Raw genomic sequence first — 17332 nt, 5'->3', positions numbered from 1 at the left:
CACATGAAACAGCGTTTTCCAGAGAATTTCCTTTGGGGTGCTTCAACAAGTGCCTACCAAGTCGAAGGTGCCGCGATCACCCACGGCAAGGGCCTTTCGCAACAAGATTTTATTAACAATAACCGATCTGAAAAGTTTGGCTTTGCCGATACAAGCATCGCTAGTGACCACTATCACCACTTCAAAGAAGATATCCGTTTATTTAAAGAAATGGGTTTTACTAGCTATCGTTTTTCGATTGCTTGGTCGCGGATTTTTCCAAAAGGCGATCATCAGGTTAACGAAGAAGGTTTACAATTTTATCGCGATTTGATTGCTGAACTCAAAGCAAACGATATCGAGCCCATCCCTACTTTGTATCATTACGACCTGCCTTGGGCTTTGGTTGAAAAATATGAAGGCTGGTTATCTCGCGAGGTTGTCGAAGACTTCGGCTATTTTGCCAAGTTTGTGGTCAATGAGTTCAAAAATGATGTGAAGTACTGGATCACAATCAATGAACAGAGCATCATTGTCCAATATTGGACCCAGAAGTGTTATGTGCCGGAAAAATATCAAAGTCAAAACCAATTGCGTTATCAGATCAATCATCATATGAACCTCGCCCAGGCATTAGCCGTGAAATATATCCACGAGGTCGGTGGTTTGGCAGGCCCAGCATTAGGCTACGCGCCAGTTTACGCTCGCACCTGCAAGCCTGAGGATCAGCTGGCGGCCTTGAATGCCAACGACCTCCGAAATTTCTATTATCTTGACGTGTATTTTAAAGGTTATTACACCGATGCTGCCTTCAATTATTTGAAGCAACATCAGTTGGCACCCGAAATCTTTGACGACGATGAAACCCTCTTTTCACAAAATATCTCCGATTTTCTTGCTGTCAACTATTATGACAGTCAGTGCGCTCACGCTTGTCCTGAAGGTGCTGATCATGCTTGGTCAGGGTATAACTTAACTGGCAAAAAAGGTGACATGTCAGGATTTGAAACGCATCCTGGTTTTTACCAAATGTGTCCTAATCCCGAACTGCGGACAACTGATTGGGACTGGGCCATTGATCCCATTGGGTTGGAGATTGTCTATCGCGATCTTCATACTCGCTACCGCATCCCGTTCATGATTACCGAAAACGGGCTAGGTGCACGCGATGAGCTCACAAGTGATGGCAAAGTGCATGATGACTATCGGATTGCTTACTTACGCGAGCATATTGCCGCCACGCAACGCGCCATGGGTCTCGGTGTGCAGGTTTTAGGCTACATGCCATGGTCGGCTTTAGATTTGCTTTCTACAAGCAATGGCTACAACAAACGTTACGGCTTGATTTATGTTGATCGAACCGATGACGATCCTAAGACATGCCAGCGCATTAAGAAAGATTCCTTCAACTGGTACAAAAAAGTAATCGCCTCAAATGGTACTGATCTCAGTTGATGACAGCAATCAAACGACAAATCATTGCTGCCATTGGTGCCGCCATCGTCGGTCTTGGTGTGGGCACGTGTGTCACGACTGGACTTGGCGCGGATGCGTTAGGCGTTCTTTGGGAAGGCATCGCAACCAGATTAGCCATTACAGTCGGCCAAGCCTCACTCGTGGTAACCGTCGCATGCATCGGTTTGGTGGCTGGGATCAATCGTCGCCACTTAGGATTAGGAACGGTTATCAATCCAATCGTTACCAGTCTTGTCACCGATCTTGTTATTCGTTATCTTTTAGTCGATAGCCAAATGGGCATACGTGTCAGCATGCTAGTCTTGGGGGTTGTCTTAATCGCCATCGGCTCCGGCATCGCCGCAGCAGCCAGTACCGGTAAAGAAGGGTATATTGCTTTAAGCTTGGCCCTAGCGGAAAAATGTGCCATTGATGTTGCTAAGACACGTATGGGGATGGATCTTGTCTGTTTTTTGAGTGGCATGTTGCTTGGCGGCAAAATCATGATCGGACCGATCATCGGTATTCTCTTGATTGGCACAGTCTTCAAAAGAACGCTGGCATTCTGTGAACTTAAATTTTCACGGGTACTTAATGAATGACTAAACAAAAAAACTCGCAGTGTCTGGCTGCGAGTTTTTTGCCGTCATAAAGACTATTCTTAATTAAACTAATGCTTTTCGCCGCACTTTATATGCTTCACCCCAAGCTGCCATAGCCTGAATGACAGGTGCTAGGGTCTGGCCTAGTGCGGTTAATTGGTATTCTGTAGCCCGTCCGTCTGCATAACCAGCTTTCTTGACAATAATATTATCGGCCTCGAGTTGCGCCAACTGTAATGCCAGCATGCGCTCGGTAATAGATGGAATGGCTTTGTTGAGTGTACTGAACCGAGTCGCATCGCCTTGAAAAAGATGATAGAGAATGACGCTCTTCCATTTACCGGCAATCACGTCAACCGTATTTTGGACGGGACAGCCTGCAGCACAATCGTAAATTTCTCGTGACATCAATAAGACTTCCCTTAAAAACACATTTGCTGATGCAGAAGCTGACTTCCACATCGTTTTCACTTACAATTTGTTCACTTACTATGATAGTGCCTTCCAGTTAACATACAAGGTGAAGCTTAAGTCATTGAAAGGAAGTCTCGTCATGAAAGCAATTGGATTCACCCAGCATTTGCCGATTACTGATGAACATAGTCTTGAAAATATAACGTTACCGACACCAACACCTGAGGGCCATGATCTTTTGATTAACGTTCATGCTGTCTCAGTCAATCCTGTCGATACCGGTACGCGCGGCGCTGGTCATGGTCGCTTAGCTCATCCAAAAGTGATCGGCTGGGACGCAGTCGGAACCGTTGCCGGTATTGGTCGCGATGTCACCCGCTTTAAGATTGGTGATCGCGTCTTTTACGCTGGCAGTTACAAGCGGTCTGGCAGTGATGCTGAATATCAGCTAGTTGATGAACGCATTGTCGGGCATGCCCCGGCATCTTTAAGTGATCCGCAAGCCGCCGCAATGCCATTAACCAGTTTAACCGCTTGGGAAGCTTTATTCGAAAAGTTGCACATACCACTGCATGATCGAGCCACGAACGCTGAGCACACCATTCTAATCATCAATGGCTCCGGTGGGGTCGGTTCAGTCGCGACGCAGCTTGCACATTGGGCCGGCCTGCAGGTACTCGCCACTGCTTCACGGCCTGATTCGCAAAAATGGATCAAGGACCACGGTGCCGATTTCGTTCTCAATCATCGGCAGCCATTGCCACCACAGTTAAAAACGGCTGGTTTCAAGAACGTCGATTATATTTTAAATCTCTCCCATCTTGATGACCATTGGAACGAGATCGCGGAGATGATTCGTCCTGATGGCTGGGTTGCAGCGATTACCGAAAATCGGCGCGGCATTGACTTGCAGAAACTCACTAAAAAACGAGCGACGTTCGCCTGGGAATGGATGTTTTCTAAGTCTTGGTATGGTTATGACCTTGCCTCACAAGGTCACATTCTCGACCAGGTGTCTAAGCTGCTTGATGACGGTACTATTAAATGCACGCTAACCAAAACCCTGCAGCCATTGAATGCCGAAAATCTGCGTCAAGACCATGCCTTGGTTGAGTCAGGGCATATGATTGGTAAAGTCGTGGTTAATGGGCCTTGGGCTTAATATCGGCAATCAACTGAGCAGTTTTGATAAATCCCCACAAGGATAGCAAAAATGAGGCGCTTTTTATCAGCACCTCATTTTGTCGTATCAATTTTCTGATATTACCAGCAGTGTGTCGGCACTAACTCAAACGATCACTATACACTGGAAAGTTCTGAAACTGGCCATAATCCGTCAACGGCTTCATCTGCTTGAGTGTGGTCATGTCAGCATCGTCAATTGAAAAATCGACATCAGCATTCGCCTTCATATGTTCTGGGTTGACCGTTTTTGGCAATGGTAGCAGGCCCAGTTGCAATAGATACCGCATACCAAGCTGAGCAACCGAAACGTGGTGCTTAGCAGCCATGGCTTGAATTGCGGTGTTTTTGAACATTTCGCCATGACCAAATGGTGAGTAAGCTTCAACCAAAATGTTGTGCGCCTTAGCATAATCAATCGTTTTGAATGGCGTCTGCGTGATGTGGGCCAAAACTTGATCCACCATTGGCGCGATTTTGGCATGCTTGATGATATTTTCCAAATCAGTCGGGTCAAAGTTAGAAACGCCGATTGCGCGGAGTTTGCCTGCTTTGTATGCCTCCTCCAAGGCGCGCCACGCTTCTAAATTGCCCTCAAAATAACGATTGGGTTCATCGTACTTAGCCCAGGGTTTCGGTGCATGAATAATCATCATGTCAATGTAGTCCAAGTTCAGCTTCTGCAATGAGTCATCAATCGCTTTTACCGCTTCATCATGGTTTTTGATTTCGGCAGCCAGTTTTGTATTCACAAAAATGTCTTTGCGATCGATCCCAGACGCACGCACACCTTCACCAACACCGACTTCATTACCGTATGCCTCCGCGGTATCAATATGGCGATAACCGGCGTCAATGGCTTCATGAACAGCTTTCGCAGCATCAGCATCGACATCAATCATCCAAGTGCCAAACCCGATTTTAGGAATCTGTACGCCATTTGCTAATGTATAAGTTGCTTCTAACATAATAGTCCCTCCTCGACAAATAATACTGCCTTGATCTTTCATCCCACTCATCACTACCAAACGTTCGTGACCGAGTGGATTTTCCTTACGCTTGATCAAGTGCTACACTCACCCTAACCCCTAAAGTTAGCTTTAGGTCAAGCGATTATTTAAAAAATTGGAGGTCATCATATGTCCAAATCTTATTCAATTGGTGAAGTTGCCACGATGACAAAGCTATCGATCCCCACCATTCGTTACTACGACAAGGAAGGACTCATCCCTGAACTCAAAAAAGACGCTTCTGGTGCCCGTTGTTTTGATGACCAGAATCTTGGCGCTCTCGAAATGATCGAGTGTCTGAAAACAGCAGGTATGTCGATCAAGGATATCAAAACGTTCATGCAGTGGAATCTTGAAGGCGATACAACCTTAAAGAAACGCCGTGACTTTTTTGACCAGTTACACGTCACGGTGCTCGCCCAAATGGCTGACCTACAACGAACCCTCGATAAAATCGAGTACAAGCAAGGTTACTATCGCCAAGCCGTGGCTGATGGTACGGAGAAGTATGTCAAGGCCGGCATTAGACATTCGCAAGTTGTAGCGACCGACCGATAGTCGCAACCTACGTTCAATCAAAAAGCCCACCATCAAAAATGGTGAGCTTTTTTGGGTCATAACTTTAAAAATCTTCTAAACTCGTTTCAACATTGCGCCGCTTGGTTGCGACCCATAGACCGATCAGGAACCAGATGATCGCGATGTATGGGAAGGTGTTCATCGGGAATGCTGGAATCGGCCAAAGACTGGTGTAAATTGGGTAAATGAGCACGAGAATGCCGATGACTGGTGCCAACACATGTTTAAACATTGATCGCCCCTTGTCTTTGCGGAAGTAAACAATGGCGCCAATGTTGACCAGCACGTAAACCGTTAGCAAGCCGAGCATGCCAATCGTTCCGAACCAGTTGTACATGTCGCTCGCGCTCACACCTAAGCCGATTGCAAAAATCGCATAAACGATTAACGCTAAGCCAGTGATGCCATCCAGCGCGTGCGTCGGGGTCTGCTTGTCACCTGATAGTTCTGCCAGCCAAGGATGCAGATAGCCACTTTTGCCTAAAGCTTCCAGCATGAAAGCGCCGGCATTGAGCGCACCGAAGTAGCAGGCAAAATAACTAACCATCGCCGCAAAGTCCATGAAAATTGCGGCGTTCGTGCCTAGATAGTGGGTCGCAAGAAAGTTCATTGGCGCGGTACTTTTCGCAAGATCGCCGATGTGGGCGGAACCAAAACCGATGACTTCGGCGTAACTGACAAGAAAATAGAAAATTGCTGCAAAGCTAACGGCACCCAGCAAAGCAATACTAATTGCCTTGCGCGGATGGGTGGCCCGTGGCGCAATCGTCGCCGAGCCTTCAAAGCCGGCAAAAGACATCAAAGCAAATACCATGCCCATACCAAGGCCGGTCGCCATATGCGGTTGTGGAATAAACGGCTGAACTGAATTGCCGCTGCGACCACCTGAGAAAATGATCACGACAGTCAGGACACTTAGCACCAAAACCGCCAACAGCTCAAGCACCAGCGTTAGCCTTGTCGAGAATTCGATGCCTTTATGGCTAAGCCAGCCGCCAAGCAGCAGCACAATGATGTTGTACAAGTTGACTGGTAAATGAATACCAAAATGACTTAAAAATACGTCAGCAAAATTGCCGACAATGGCGCCCGAACTGAAAACAAAGGTCACATACGTCAACACGAGCAGCCAGCCGGAAATGAAGCCCGCCTTTTCGCCAAGCGCCTTGGCATTATAAGCATAGGCTGACCCATCACCGGGAATGCGCTTGCCAAGTTCGACAAAAGAAATCGCAACGAATAACACGCCGATCCCACCAAGCAAGAAAGCAATGGGCATATTGATGCCCGCATTGGCGGCGGCACTTGCCGTGTTGAAGGACATGGCGCCAGTTGGGGCAACCATGGCTATCGAGAGACCGAATACCTCGAGTAAGGTTAATTTTTTACGTTTTTGCATGATTAGTGAAGGAACTCCTCTTTAAACGCGTTCTCCAGCCCAGAAACCTCCACATAAGGACCACAAGCACAATGGCCAAAGAACGGCCATCGCACTTGTGCCCACTTATGCTCCGGTTTCTAACCGGGCTGAATCACGCTCTCTTTTAAACGCGTTCACTTGCGCAGAAACCTCCACATAAGCGGCCTTAAGCCTAAATGGCCAAAACCCGGCCATTTAGGCTTAAGGCCACTTATGCTCTGGTTTCTAGACGCTCAGTTCACGCTCTTGATGATAGAGCTTGGCACTGGTTTGCCAGCAAATGGCGTTGATCCATGCCTTTTTCTGGGCGAGGTCAACGAATGGCAATTGGTTAAAATGTGCCACCAAGGCTTGCTTGAACTGCCGTGCTGCCAACCCGTACATTTCTGGGTAGGTGCTGGCGTCGGAGGCAAATAGGATGCGCGTATATGGTGCCAATTCGACAGCTTCATTGAAAACCCGACTGGCCCCACTTGGCCCTAAGTTATCCAACAGTGAAATATCAAAGTACAGATTCGGAAACACGCTGGCAAGATATCCGGCTTCGCGATGGTATGGATAACAATGTAACAGCACCACTTTCAAGCCTTTTTTGGTAAAAGCGTTCAAGTAGTCGCGCATGAGCAGCGGATTGCCAAGATACATATCGGTATCAGCATCACCGTAACCAACATGAAATTGCAACGGCATATCTTGCGCGATTATGAGCGGCGCAACGTGATACAACATGTAATCAATCAACGGCTTGGAAGTCAGTCTCTTTTCGCCTGAATGCTTCCACGTATCGAATCCAGCCGCCGCCTCAATCACGTTGACCGGTTCAAGGTGCAGTCCAACCCGATAAGCAGCAATGGATTTGAACCCAACGAACCCGTGGACCTTGGCCTGCTTCACATCGTTACTGAACGCCTGCCACCAAGCCGCAAAACTATCATGTTCCAGCATGAAGTCTTCGGCGTGCGTTTCAAGCCGATAGATCGCCTTCACTGGTATACCAACGAGCTCTGCCGTCTGATCAAGATTAAGAATCGGATCATCCGGCACAAACCCAGTGTCAATAAGTAGCTCCTTGAAGTGAAAATGGCCGAAAATCCGATGGTTGTAGGGCGCATAGCCGGGATCATTCATGGCCGCTAATGGATTGTTTGCGTCAAGCGCAAACTCCTTAGCCAAGGCTAAAAAGCCGTGATAAGCCAGTCGATTTTTGGTATCGGCAAGCGGATAATCTTTGTCTGCTTCCGTTGATACCTGTGTGAGCCGGTCGTCACGATTCGGTACCTTGCCGTCAATCAAAAAATGGCAATGATGATCCAACAATGGGACTTGGTCGACAAATTCAGATAAGTCGTCCAAAATACTTCCTCCTTCACACGTTTGCTGGTGCAATGACCAGCTCACGCTTTCCTAGAAGTTTTAAAGCGAAGTGCCTTCATACAACGTGATCGCTGCCAGCCTTCATGACAACGATCATGTCAAAATAGTTTAATACAATTCGCGATGCAAGGCAGCAATTTTTTCCAATGCCAATTTGGCATAATACTGATCGTCCTCGCGCTTGATTTTCGCGTAGGCATCGACCAATTGCTTGCCAAATACTTGCTGGAATAGCGAATCTGCCTCAAAAGCGTCAACCGCTTGGCTCAGTGTGCGTGGCAGAAGCTGAATCCCTTTGGCATCGCGCTCAGCTTGACTGAGGCTGGCTGGATCAACATCGCAATAGCCATCCGGTTGCATGTGATTTGTGATGCCGTCAAGTCCTGCCGCCAGCAAACCAGCAAAAGCCAAATAAGGATTAGCAGTCGCATCACTTGCCTTGAGTTCGATGTTCATCGAGCTGGCCGGATCACCCCAACTGGTTGACGGAATGCGAATTGCCGCCTCACGATTGTCTTGACCATATGTGGCATATGCACTGCTCCAATGACCAGGTGCCAAGCGCTGATATGAATTAGCCGATGGACAGGTCAATGCCAGCAAACCTTGAATATGTTTCAAAACACCGCCGACAAAATACTGCCCAATCGTGGATAGTTGCCTCGCTGCCTTGTCATCAAAGAAAGCATCTTCTTTATCTTGCCAAAGTGACAAGTGAATGTGTGCCCCTGACCCGGCCGAATCAACTAGCGGCTTTGGCGCGAATGAGGCATATAGGTCAAAAGCCTTCGCGGTATTTTTGATGATCCGTTTGTAAATCACCTCATTGTCCGCAGCGGTCACCGGATCACTCGGCAACATGCTCAGCTCATGCTGACCAATGCCACCTTCTGGGTAATAAGCGTTCGGCATAATGCCGACTTTTTGCAGTTGATCGATCGCCTTCAGAATGAATGGATACGCAAAATCCATGGACTCGGTGGAAAAGGCGACATGTGGCATTGCCGGTTCGCGATGATCTTTATCTCCAGTAAATAACTCGAATTCATTTTCATAGGCCATTTTGACCGTGAAGCCAGCATCAGCAAGCTGCTTGACGACTTTTTTCAAAATGGACCGCGGATCAGATGCGTACGGGGTTTTATCAAGATTGTAAATATCCCCCATTAAGGTGGCGACTTGCGGCATATAGGGTAGGACATGTGCCGACGCCGGATCACCAACAAGGCGCAGTTCGCCAATAGGCGTCATGTCCGCCACCGGCAAAATCGTATCACGTTCACTGACATTCAAGGTTGCTTTGGTCAACCCAATCCCATCAGCCAGCTTGGCCTTCAAGCTGGCAAGCGGAATCACCTTACCACGCGTTAACCCGTTATAATCCACATACAGAAACTCGATCAGCTCAGTTTGCTTCTCTGTCAGCTGCTCGATGACGGCTTCATCGCCCATGTTGATTTCCTCCTCTTAGAATGCCCTCGCCAATTATTCAGATACACCCGGTTAAAAAACACCGTTACATATGTATCGTTCGGCCCTAATGTTACATGATTTTAAATAAAAGGAAAGATTGTCTAAAAATTATCGCGGGGGAATTTGCAAATAGCGTCACTAATTTGGCAGGTTTTACAGCAGCTACCATATCCTTGTCCCGAAAAACTATCGACAATCATGAAGCACCAAGGCCTTCATCGAAATAAAACAAGCACCCGACCAATCTCAAAGAATTTTTGAGCTGATCAGGTGCTTGTTCTGTTATTCGAGCTAATCGTAACATCCTTATTTTTGATGTGTAGCAATCCGATCCAAAAAGTCTTGAAAAACCACTAATTGTTGCGGATCTTCTTGTTGCCACATGTTTTCTGGATGCCATTGCACCCCGAGAAAAAGATCATTGTCGATTGACTCCATCCCCTCAACAACGCCATCAGGAGCCACCGCTGTCACCCGCATGCCCTTGCCGACAGTTTTAACTGCCTGATGATGCCGCGAGTTCACTTTAATCGTGGCCTTCCCATACAAGGCAGCCAATCGGCTATCAGGTGTCAAATCAACATGGTGGGTCGCAAATTGGCCCAGTGTGGCTTGGGGATGCTGAATTTTCAAATCAGGGTATTGACTTTCCAAATCCTGATACAACGTACCGCCCATCGCCACATTCATGATCTGAATGCCACGGCAGATACCAAAAATCGGTTTATTTGCCGCCAGTGCCGCTTTGATCAATGCAATTTCGAAAAGATCTTTCTGATAAAGCGTCATGCCAATCTTGGGATGCGGTTCTTCCCCATAGAATGTGGGATCAACATCCGGACCACCAGGCAACATGAGACCATCAATCAGCTGCACATAATCTTGCGCAAGCTGCTCAGTCTGGCTGACATCATCAGGAAACGCAATGATCAGCGGCAAAGCATCAAGTTTAATAAAAGCCTCTTTTACATCATGCGGCGCATAGGCAGGATGGTTGTTTGGCATCACTGGGTTAACTTCGATCAATTCATCTGTGGGAATCCCAATTTTTGGCTTCACGATTTATTTCCTTCTATTCTACTTAGGATTTATTTTTCATGAGTATACGCCGTTTTGGTAGTCGCCACAATGAGCATCATCGGCCGTCGCAATTCATCTGCCATCCCCGGAATGGTTTTAACCATTTCATCTGTCGGTGTCGGCTCAATCACGCGATTCAACCGTAACTGATGATCGAGCAAGGTATTGAGATAAGTCGTCAAAGTGCGATGGTATTTTTTAATCTGGTGCCCCAGAAAATCAGTCTTCCGCTGGCTTTCATCGAAATAGCGATCAACGGGCCAGTAAAGGTTGTGCCCTTGATCATCCGTGACCCACTCTTCTTTGCCTTGGGCTGTAAAAATTGGATGTTCAACCGACATGACAAAATGACCGCCAACTGGCAGCTTATCACTGATTTTTTTCACAAGCTGGGCGTAATCCTCAATGTAGTGAATGGCCAGCGAGCTCAAGATAATGTCAAACTGATCCGGCAATTGATCAATCGCCTGCATGTCCATCCGGCGATAAGTGATCCGCTGGTCGGTCGTCTTTGCTGCTGCCTCAGCCAACATTTTAGCGGAGGTATCAATGCCGAGGACACTTTTGGCGCCATGCTCAGCAGCATAGCGGCAATGCCAACCATAGCCACAGCCTAAATCCAATATCCGTTTACCAGAAAAATCTGGCAGAACTGTTTTTAATTCATGCCACTCACCGGCACCTGCTAGTCCCTTTTTGGACCGATCCATCTCGCTGTATGCTTTAAAAAATGCGGGATCATCGTATATATCTGACATGACATAACGCTCCTTCTAAGAATATAAGTCCATCATCGCAGTCACCGCTAGCATGTGCAACCATTATGCATATGACGCAAAACAAACAGATTGGCAAAATGAGATTTTGATTTGAATTCGGTGGCAAGCGATGCTACAGTTGCTTCATACTTTTTGAATGTTTGTCTGTCAGGTTCAGGTACAGACACCACGTCTAAAATGAAGGAGTAAGCGATGGAAATCACAGCAATCACGGCGTTCCCTCGGCAGGTAAAACTTAAAACGCCTTTTAAGTTAGCCTTGGGCGAGTTGCGGGACATCACCACACTGATCATCAAAATCGAGACTGATGATGGCGTCACCGGCTATGGTGAAGCCTCGCCTTACGCACCGGTAAATGGCGAAACCAATGAAACCGAACAAGCTGCTCTGCCAGTTTTCGTCAATGCTTTAACTGGCTGCGATCCGCGCAATCTTGAACAGGTGCATGCACGCATGGATGTCGTGATGGCTGGTCATACAGCATTAAAATGTGGGATTGACACCGCCTGTAGCGACATTTTAGGTAAAGCAGCCAGCTTGCCACTATGGCAACTGCTTGGTGGTCATAGCCATATCGTCACCACGGATATCACGATTCCGATTGGCACTCCGGCTCAAATGGTGGCTTCAGCGCGGACATATGTGGCCGCTGGTTTCACGGCATTAAAGTTAAAAGCTGGGGACAACGAAGCCGCCGATATCGCCGCCATTAACGCGGTGTGTGCTGCAGTCGGCCCCACCATCTCGGTAAAAGTGGATGCTAATCAAGCTTGGACTGTATCGCAAACGTTAAGAATTGCAGCCCAACTCAGGGCCCCCAATTTAATTGCCATAGAACAGCCGGTGCCTGATTGGCAGTTGCTGTCTCTACCTTTGTTACGCGCGCAGTCACCCGTTGCCTTGATGCTTGATGAAAGTATCCACAACGCCCATGATGCCGCCGATGCTATTCGCCTGAACGCCGCCGATTTGATCAACATCAAGCTGGCTAAATCGGGCGGGCTGTTCGGCGCCGCGGCGATTGACGCGACTGCCGCAGCTGCCGGCGTACCTTGCATGGTCGGTTGCAATGCCGAAACTCGCCTAGGAACAGCCGCATCCGCTCACTTCATCGCCGCACACGAGAATGTGCACTACGGCGATATCGACAGTTTCATGTTGCTGGCAGAAACTGACTGGCTTAGCGGCGGCTTCACCGCAGACGGTCCGACCTTAACCTTATCAGATCGACCAGGCCTCGGCGTTGACGTCCGACTTTAAGAGAGCGTTCACCAGCCCGGTTTCTGGGCTGGTGAACGCGTTTAAGAGCCTGAGCTGGCGCGGTTAGGAGGAAATCAATTGACTGATTGGCAAGGCTATCAAAAGATTAATGAAAAGTACCATCTCAATGGGGCGACCATCATCGTGAATTCGACTGAAATACTTTCAAGTTGGCAAAATGGTGCCGCCGATTTTTCAATGAAACGGCCGTTTACCCTTCAAACAACTAGTGGCTTAGGTTCGCTAAGTAAACAATTCACCGCTGATAGCGTGTTGCTCCTGAACGCGGCTGACAAGCTCGACATAGAGGCGTCCTTAGTAGATTATGTGCCGAACTATCGCTATGCCGATCAAGTCACCTTGCGTCAGATGTTGAATATGGCCAGTGGCATTCCTGATTACACCGAGCTTTTACTAACTGATTATGCCAAACGCATGCCTGGTGCCAGTGAATCTCATCTTAGCTACCCTATTTTGGAAGATCTTGGTCATGGCGATGAGATTACCGAGGTCATTTCGTTGCTAAATCAACATCCACTGGATTTTACACCGGGTGAAAAAGGCGTTTACTCCAACAGTAATTACTTATTGCTTGGTTTCATCATCTCAAAAATTACTGGCGATTCGTTAGCACGCTTTTTTGAGGAACATTTCTTTGAACCGCTGGCGATGACTCAGACACGACTTGGGACACAATATGCTGAGGCCAACAGTTATGATGACCTAGACGTTACGGCTGGTAAACCTGTCGTGCTTGGCCGAGGTGCCTACCAAGGTGGGGACGGGGCCGTTGTCAGCTCCTTAACCGATCTTGCCAAATGGGCGCAGGCCGTGTTGCGCCACGATATTCTGTCTGAAAAAGATTGGCACGAGGCACTGACCCTCACCCACGACTTCTACGGTATGGGGTGGATGCATTCGAAAACGCCAAATTGGTTCAGCCATGCCGGTCACGTTTTCGGCTATTGGACCTATTTCGATGTTTCGTTCGACAAGCAGCTGGCGCAAGTGACACTTAACAACATGTCCCCTGGCGATGAGGCTCGCAAGACATGGCAAACAGAGATGGCGGCTTGGCGGGAGACCCTCTAAGTAAAAAAATCCTCACTTCGGACGTGACTCGGAGTGGGGATTTTTTATTGAAGCCATTTATTTTTGATACAAGCTAATCGAAAATTAGAAGAATTGCCGCATAATATCCTTCAATGGCGGCATGGACGGAATCTTCCAATAATTCTCAAGATATTCGGAACCGTACTTCATGTAACCCTTTGCTTCATCACCAACGATTTTGCCTGGAAGCGGTGCATCGTCTTGGACGTAGGTATTGATCAGAACCGGTTTATCGGTCTCTTTGTATGCCTTGGCTAATGCATTTTTGAATTCGTCATTGCTGCGAGCGGTGTAGCCAATGCCGCCCGCTGCTTCAGCAATTTTGGCATAGTCCATATCAGCCAAATCAATTTCATAGTTCAACTGGCCGGCACTTTGCTGCTCATATTCAATAAATGCCAACTTCTGATTATTCATGACAACCATGATGATCGGCAACTTGTACTGGCAAGAATGTCAATGGCCCGGACAAAAATTGTACGGTTCTGCCGAATGCGTATGGTTGTCACTTAAATTCACGCATTATCAGATCTTTTATCAGCGTTTAATCTTGTTTAACGTGCCATAGGTACGACAAACAAGCCCTGACATCTGGTGCTTTCCCCAGGGCTGTGCGCCTATTGAACGGTTACTTATGCAGCTGCTGACTTTCTTTTGCAAGCACCGCGACCGTTGGTCTCGCGATCATGATTGTAGAAGGTGTTGTAACGAGCAATGGATTCAGTGACGTCTAAAATTGATTCATAGTTGATCTGCTCCAACCGGACCCATTCTCGTTTCAATAGCGAATGGTAGGCCTCAATCCGCCCGTTATCAGCCGGTTTGCCTTTGCGAGAATATGAGTGACGCAGGTGCGCATCTGTCAAGGTTGTCTCAAACAAACGACTGGTATATTGACTACCCATATCGCTATGAACCATCTTAAAAGTATAACCTTGGTGAATTAACGCTTGAATCGGTGCGACCGCGAGGTCTTGTGTCATCTGTTGACCCACTTGCCAAGCTAAGACTTTTCTCGCTTTTGGATCATACGCTGTTGCAAGGTAAACCCAGTTTTGGTTGATCAGTTGAATATAGGTGATATCGGTGGTCACGACCTCAGACAAGTCAGCTAGGTGTCGCATTAAATTAGGTTTTTGTGGCATGTCAGTGGTTGTGGTAGGCTTTTTAGAGCGTTTACGATACATTGTCGATTGAATCCCCAATTCACGCATGACTTTCCAAATCGTGCGGTCACTTAAGCGGCATTTAAGTAATTTACGAATACGTTTAGCAATCCGCACGTATCCGTAAAACTTTCGACGTTGCCAAAGAACCTGAACCAGCTCTTTAAGCTTAATTCGGCGGCGATTTCGTGACTTAGGATGCCACCTTAACCAGTCATAGTAGGTACTCGAAGGGATCCGTAACGCTCGGAGAATAACTGTGATGCGGTGCCCCCGGCTCAATTGATCTTGAATCATAAAAAGAGCGGCCTTTCGGCCGCTATGAATCAACGCTTTGCCAGCAACACCGCCGCTCGTTTTAAAATATCGAGTTCTTCCCTCAAACGGCGATTTTCTTTTTGAAGTTGCTTGAACTGTTCGTTGGTCACAGCAGTACCTTGATGATCAATGGCAATGACAGTGGCCGCCTGAACCCATTTGCGAATAGTGTCTAAGGAAGGACCGTATTCTTCATGTAGTTCTTTGAATGAGTGTCCTTTTTCATGAAGATCAATCAAGGTTTGCTTAAATTCGGGGGTGTAGCGAATAGCTGTATTGGTCATAAAATATTCCTCATCTGTCAATTATCGCACAAACTATTTTTGTCCGTAATTACAGCATAGGAGCCACTTGACTGCTGTGACAAAGTCTTGCATGACCATCGCGAAGGCACCATCCCCTGCGACACTGATATTTTGCCGCTTTGGAAAAGCCTCAGCACCCGCAATCGCGCCTGGCAAGCCACAGCCCATGGTTCCCAGCCATGCGGAAATTGTATACTTTTGCGTTGGCTGAACGTTCAAGAAACGGGCACCCCATGATGTGGACGTACCGACATCAATCGAGTAAATCGCATCTTTTGGCGCGGTTTGATCAATCGTCGCGAAGACTGCTTCAGGCGATGCCGGATTAGTAGCCAGCAAGCGCTTTTCGCTCATCCACTTATTCCAGCTCTTCATATTCTTCTGGCAAGCTTTCAGAAAACGATCATCATCACGCAAGGAGCCCTTCGCATTCAGTTCGGTGAAAAAGGTGCCAACGTCGCCGTCAACAGCAACATCAACTGAATAACGTTTGCCCAAGTTTTCTGGGCGCGTGTCGATTTGAACGCACTTAGCTTGACCTTCGGCTGGCAAATAAGGCGTATATGGATAATTCGTCCCGATCATGAAGAGGAGATCAGTCGCTTTCATCGCCTCATATGCCGGCTTCGTACCTAGTTTACCGACATTACCCAAACTATTGGGATGATCATCGGCGATAGTGCCTTTTGCTGGCATCGTTTGAATAAACGGTATGTGATTGGCCTCGACAAACTTTTGAACCAACGCACCTCCATGCTCAGCACCGCGACCGATCAACGCAAGTGGTTTTTGTGCCTGTTGCAGCATCGAAGCAACGTCCTCTAACTGTTTAGGATCAACTTTCGGCACATTCAAGGCAAAAGCAGCAGCGCTGTCCTGATAACTAGCAGTTTCTTTTTGAGCTGGCAAATCATCTGGAATGGTTAAAACTGCCACACCTTTTTCTGTAAAGGCTGTGCGAATCGCCGTATCGACAATTTGTCCTAAGTTATCCGATGCCATGACAGTTTTGTTATAAACCGCCACATCGTCAAAAAGCTTCGGTGTATTCACTTCTTGGAAAAAGCCTTCATTCATGTTGCTCGTCGTCACCTGACCGAGAAGGGCCAGAACCGGGACATGATCCATTTTGGCATCATACAAACCATTTAATAGATGAATGGCGCCAGGGCCGCCAATGGAGAGACAAACACCCAAACCGCCTGTTAACTTAGCAGTTGCCGCTGCGGACAAAGCGGCGACTTCCTCATGCCGCACCTGCACAAACTTGATCTTATCCTGATGTCGTCGTAAAGCATCAACTGTGGTATCGATTGAATCACCAGGCAATCCAAAAACGTGTTTAACTTGCCAATCCATCAAAACACTGACTAACTGATCTGCTGCTTTTGTTGCCATATCAAAATCTCCTTTATCGCATTTCGTCATGCAAACAACTCAATTGTTATCAATTTATTGACAACTCCACCTTAGTTCTTTCAACGGCACGGTCAACTGCTCTTAGTGTGATCTCATTTATCAAAGAGATCAGACTTTGTGAATTCAGATTTTTTCAAACCATACAACAACTAACCCAATTTAAGAAATACCCACTTATTGCGATTTGCTTTTCTATTAGTTAGCATTTTAAATTGTGAAACGTGCCACTTATAAACAAATTTCCGCCTTCTTTTTATGAGAGTAATCTCATTTAATCTTGACTAAATATCCGATTGCGGTCACACAACTACCAGTTTCAAACAAATTTCAATTTGATGGTCATTTTTTATTTTGTCGGCAAAAAGTGAGCAAATCAGTAGCATTTTCCCTGATTACGGGGTACA

Annotated in this window: 15 protein-coding genes and 2 pseudogenes; 6 read left to right on the top strand and 11 right to left on the bottom strand. The window is 47.1% G+C overall.

Features of this window, described 5'->3' with window-relative positions:
* Positions 1-3 precede the first annotated feature (3 nt).
* Together AC07KQ_RS02365 and AC07KQ_RS02360 are read left to right on the top strand one after the other, a co-directional pair.
* Complete coding sequence (locus AC07KQ_RS02365) at positions 4-1434, top strand: glycoside hydrolase family 1 protein (protein WP_013245436.1); 1431 nt, start codon at positions 4-6, stop codon at positions 1432-1434.
* Positions 1434-2036: a DUF6198 family protein gene (locus tag AC07KQ_RS02360; RefSeq protein ID WP_003563465.1), complete on the top strand. Its 603-nt coding sequence runs from the start codon at positions 1434-1436 to the stop codon at positions 2034-2036. Before AC07KQ_RS02365 ends, AC07KQ_RS02360 begins: the two co-directional genes overlap by 1 nt.
* 63 nt (positions 2037-2099) lie before the next feature.
* Here AC07KQ_RS02360 and AC07KQ_RS02355 read toward each other — a convergent pair whose 3' ends face one another.
* Positions 2100-2444 (bottom strand): winged helix-turn-helix transcriptional regulator, encoded by a 345-nt coding sequence (locus tag AC07KQ_RS02355; protein WP_003563463.1) that lies wholly within the window; start codon positions 2442-2444, stop codon positions 2100-2102.
* Positions 2445-2589: 145 nt separating this feature from the next.
* Between AC07KQ_RS02355 and AC07KQ_RS02350 the strand changes: the two genes are divergently transcribed.
* A complete protein-coding gene (locus AC07KQ_RS02350; RefSeq protein ID WP_274991143.1) occupies positions 2590-3612 on the top strand; it encodes a zinc-binding alcohol dehydrogenase family protein in 1023 nt (340 codons plus the stop codon).
* Positions 3613-3733: 121 nt separating this feature from the next.
* Here AC07KQ_RS02350 and AC07KQ_RS02345 read toward each other — a convergent pair whose 3' ends face one another.
* A complete protein-coding gene (locus AC07KQ_RS02345) occupies positions 3734-4600 on the bottom strand; it encodes an aldo/keto reductase (RefSeq protein ID WP_013245435.1) in 867 nt (288 codons plus the stop codon).
* 171 nt (positions 4601-4771) lie between these two features.
* Here AC07KQ_RS02345 and AC07KQ_RS02340 point away from each other — a divergent pair, with 171 nt between their 5' ends.
* Positions 4772-5200 carry a MerR family transcriptional regulator gene (locus AC07KQ_RS02340; RefSeq protein WP_003563458.1) on the top strand — a complete coding sequence of 143 codons (429 nt, stop codon included), beginning with the start codon at positions 4772-4774 and terminating at the stop codon, positions 5198-5200.
* Between the two features lie 64 nt (positions 5201-5264).
* Here the strand turns inward: AC07KQ_RS02340 and AC07KQ_RS02335 are convergent, their stop codons facing one another.
* The 5 genes from AC07KQ_RS02335 to AC07KQ_RS02315 all read right to left on the bottom strand — a co-directional run bounded on the left by AC07KQ_RS02335 (position 5265) and on the right by AC07KQ_RS02315 (position 11326).
* Positions 5265-6620, bottom strand: coding sequence for an APC family permease (locus AC07KQ_RS02335; protein ID WP_003589893.1), 1356 nt, complete (start codon positions 6618-6620; stop codon positions 5265-5267).
* Positions 6621-6866: 246 nt separating this feature from the next.
* Positions 6867-7994, bottom strand: a complete 1128-nt coding sequence (locus AC07KQ_RS02330; RefSeq protein WP_013245433.1) for an amidohydrolase family protein — start codon at positions 7992-7994, stop codon at positions 6867-6869.
* Between the two features lie 129 nt (positions 7995-8123).
* Positions 8124-9467 carry a glutamine synthetase family protein gene (locus AC07KQ_RS02325; protein ID WP_013245432.1) on the bottom strand — a complete coding sequence of 448 codons (1344 nt, stop codon included), beginning with the start codon at positions 9465-9467 and terminating at the stop codon, positions 8124-8126.
* 327 nt (positions 9468-9794) lie between these two features.
* On the bottom strand, positions 9795-10547 hold the full coding sequence (locus AC07KQ_RS02320; protein WP_013245431.1) for a gamma-glutamyl-gamma-aminobutyrate hydrolase family protein: 753 nt from the start codon (positions 10545-10547) through the stop codon (positions 9795-9797).
* Positions 10548-10576: 29 nt separating this feature from the next.
* Positions 10577-11326 carry a class I SAM-dependent methyltransferase gene (locus AC07KQ_RS02315; protein ID WP_013245430.1) on the bottom strand — a complete coding sequence of 250 codons (750 nt, stop codon included), beginning with the start codon at positions 11324-11326 and terminating at the stop codon, positions 10577-10579.
* Positions 11327-11539: 213 nt separating this feature from the next.
* Here AC07KQ_RS02315 and AC07KQ_RS02310 point away from each other — a divergent pair, with 213 nt between their 5' ends.
* Both AC07KQ_RS02310 and AC07KQ_RS02305 read left to right on the top strand, forming a co-directional pair.
* Complete coding sequence (locus AC07KQ_RS02310; protein WP_003569022.1) at positions 11540-12607, top strand: mandelate racemase/muconate lactonizing enzyme family protein; 1068 nt, start codon at positions 11540-11542, stop codon at positions 12605-12607.
* 78 nt (positions 12608-12685) lie between these two features.
* A complete protein-coding gene (locus AC07KQ_RS02305) occupies positions 12686-13699 on the top strand; it encodes a serine hydrolase domain-containing protein (RefSeq protein WP_013245429.1) in 1014 nt (337 codons plus the stop codon).
* An 84-nt stretch (positions 13700-13783) separates the two neighbouring features.
* Here AC07KQ_RS02305 and AC07KQ_RS02300 read toward each other — a convergent pair.
* From AC07KQ_RS02300 to AC07KQ_RS02285, 4 genes and pseudogenes are all read right to left on the bottom strand, one after another.
* A pseudogene (locus AC07KQ_RS02300) lies at positions 13784-14167 on the bottom strand (thiamine pyrophosphate-dependent enzyme); the annotation flags it as partial.
* A 185-nt stretch (positions 14168-14352) separates the two neighbouring features.
* On the bottom strand, positions 14353-15216 hold the full coding sequence (locus tag AC07KQ_RS02295; protein ID WP_003663214.1) for an IS3 family transposase: 864 nt from the start codon (positions 15214-15216) through the stop codon (positions 14353-14355).
* The gene (locus AC07KQ_RS02290) at positions 15213-15488 is read right to left on the bottom strand and encodes a transposase (protein ID WP_003566536.1); all 276 of its coding nucleotides are present in this window, start codon (positions 15486-15488) and stop codon (positions 15213-15215) included. Before AC07KQ_RS02290 ends, AC07KQ_RS02295 begins: the two co-directional genes overlap by 4 nt.
* Before the next feature lie 57 nt (positions 15489-15545).
* A pseudogene (locus AC07KQ_RS02285) lies at positions 15546-16907 on the bottom strand (thiamine pyrophosphate-binding protein); the annotation flags it as partial.
* Positions 16908-17332: the final 425 nt, after the last annotated feature.

Source organism: Lacticaseibacillus sp. YLM2-1 (assembly GCF_056583465.1).
This window is presented reverse-complemented; position numbering and strand designations above follow the sequence as displayed.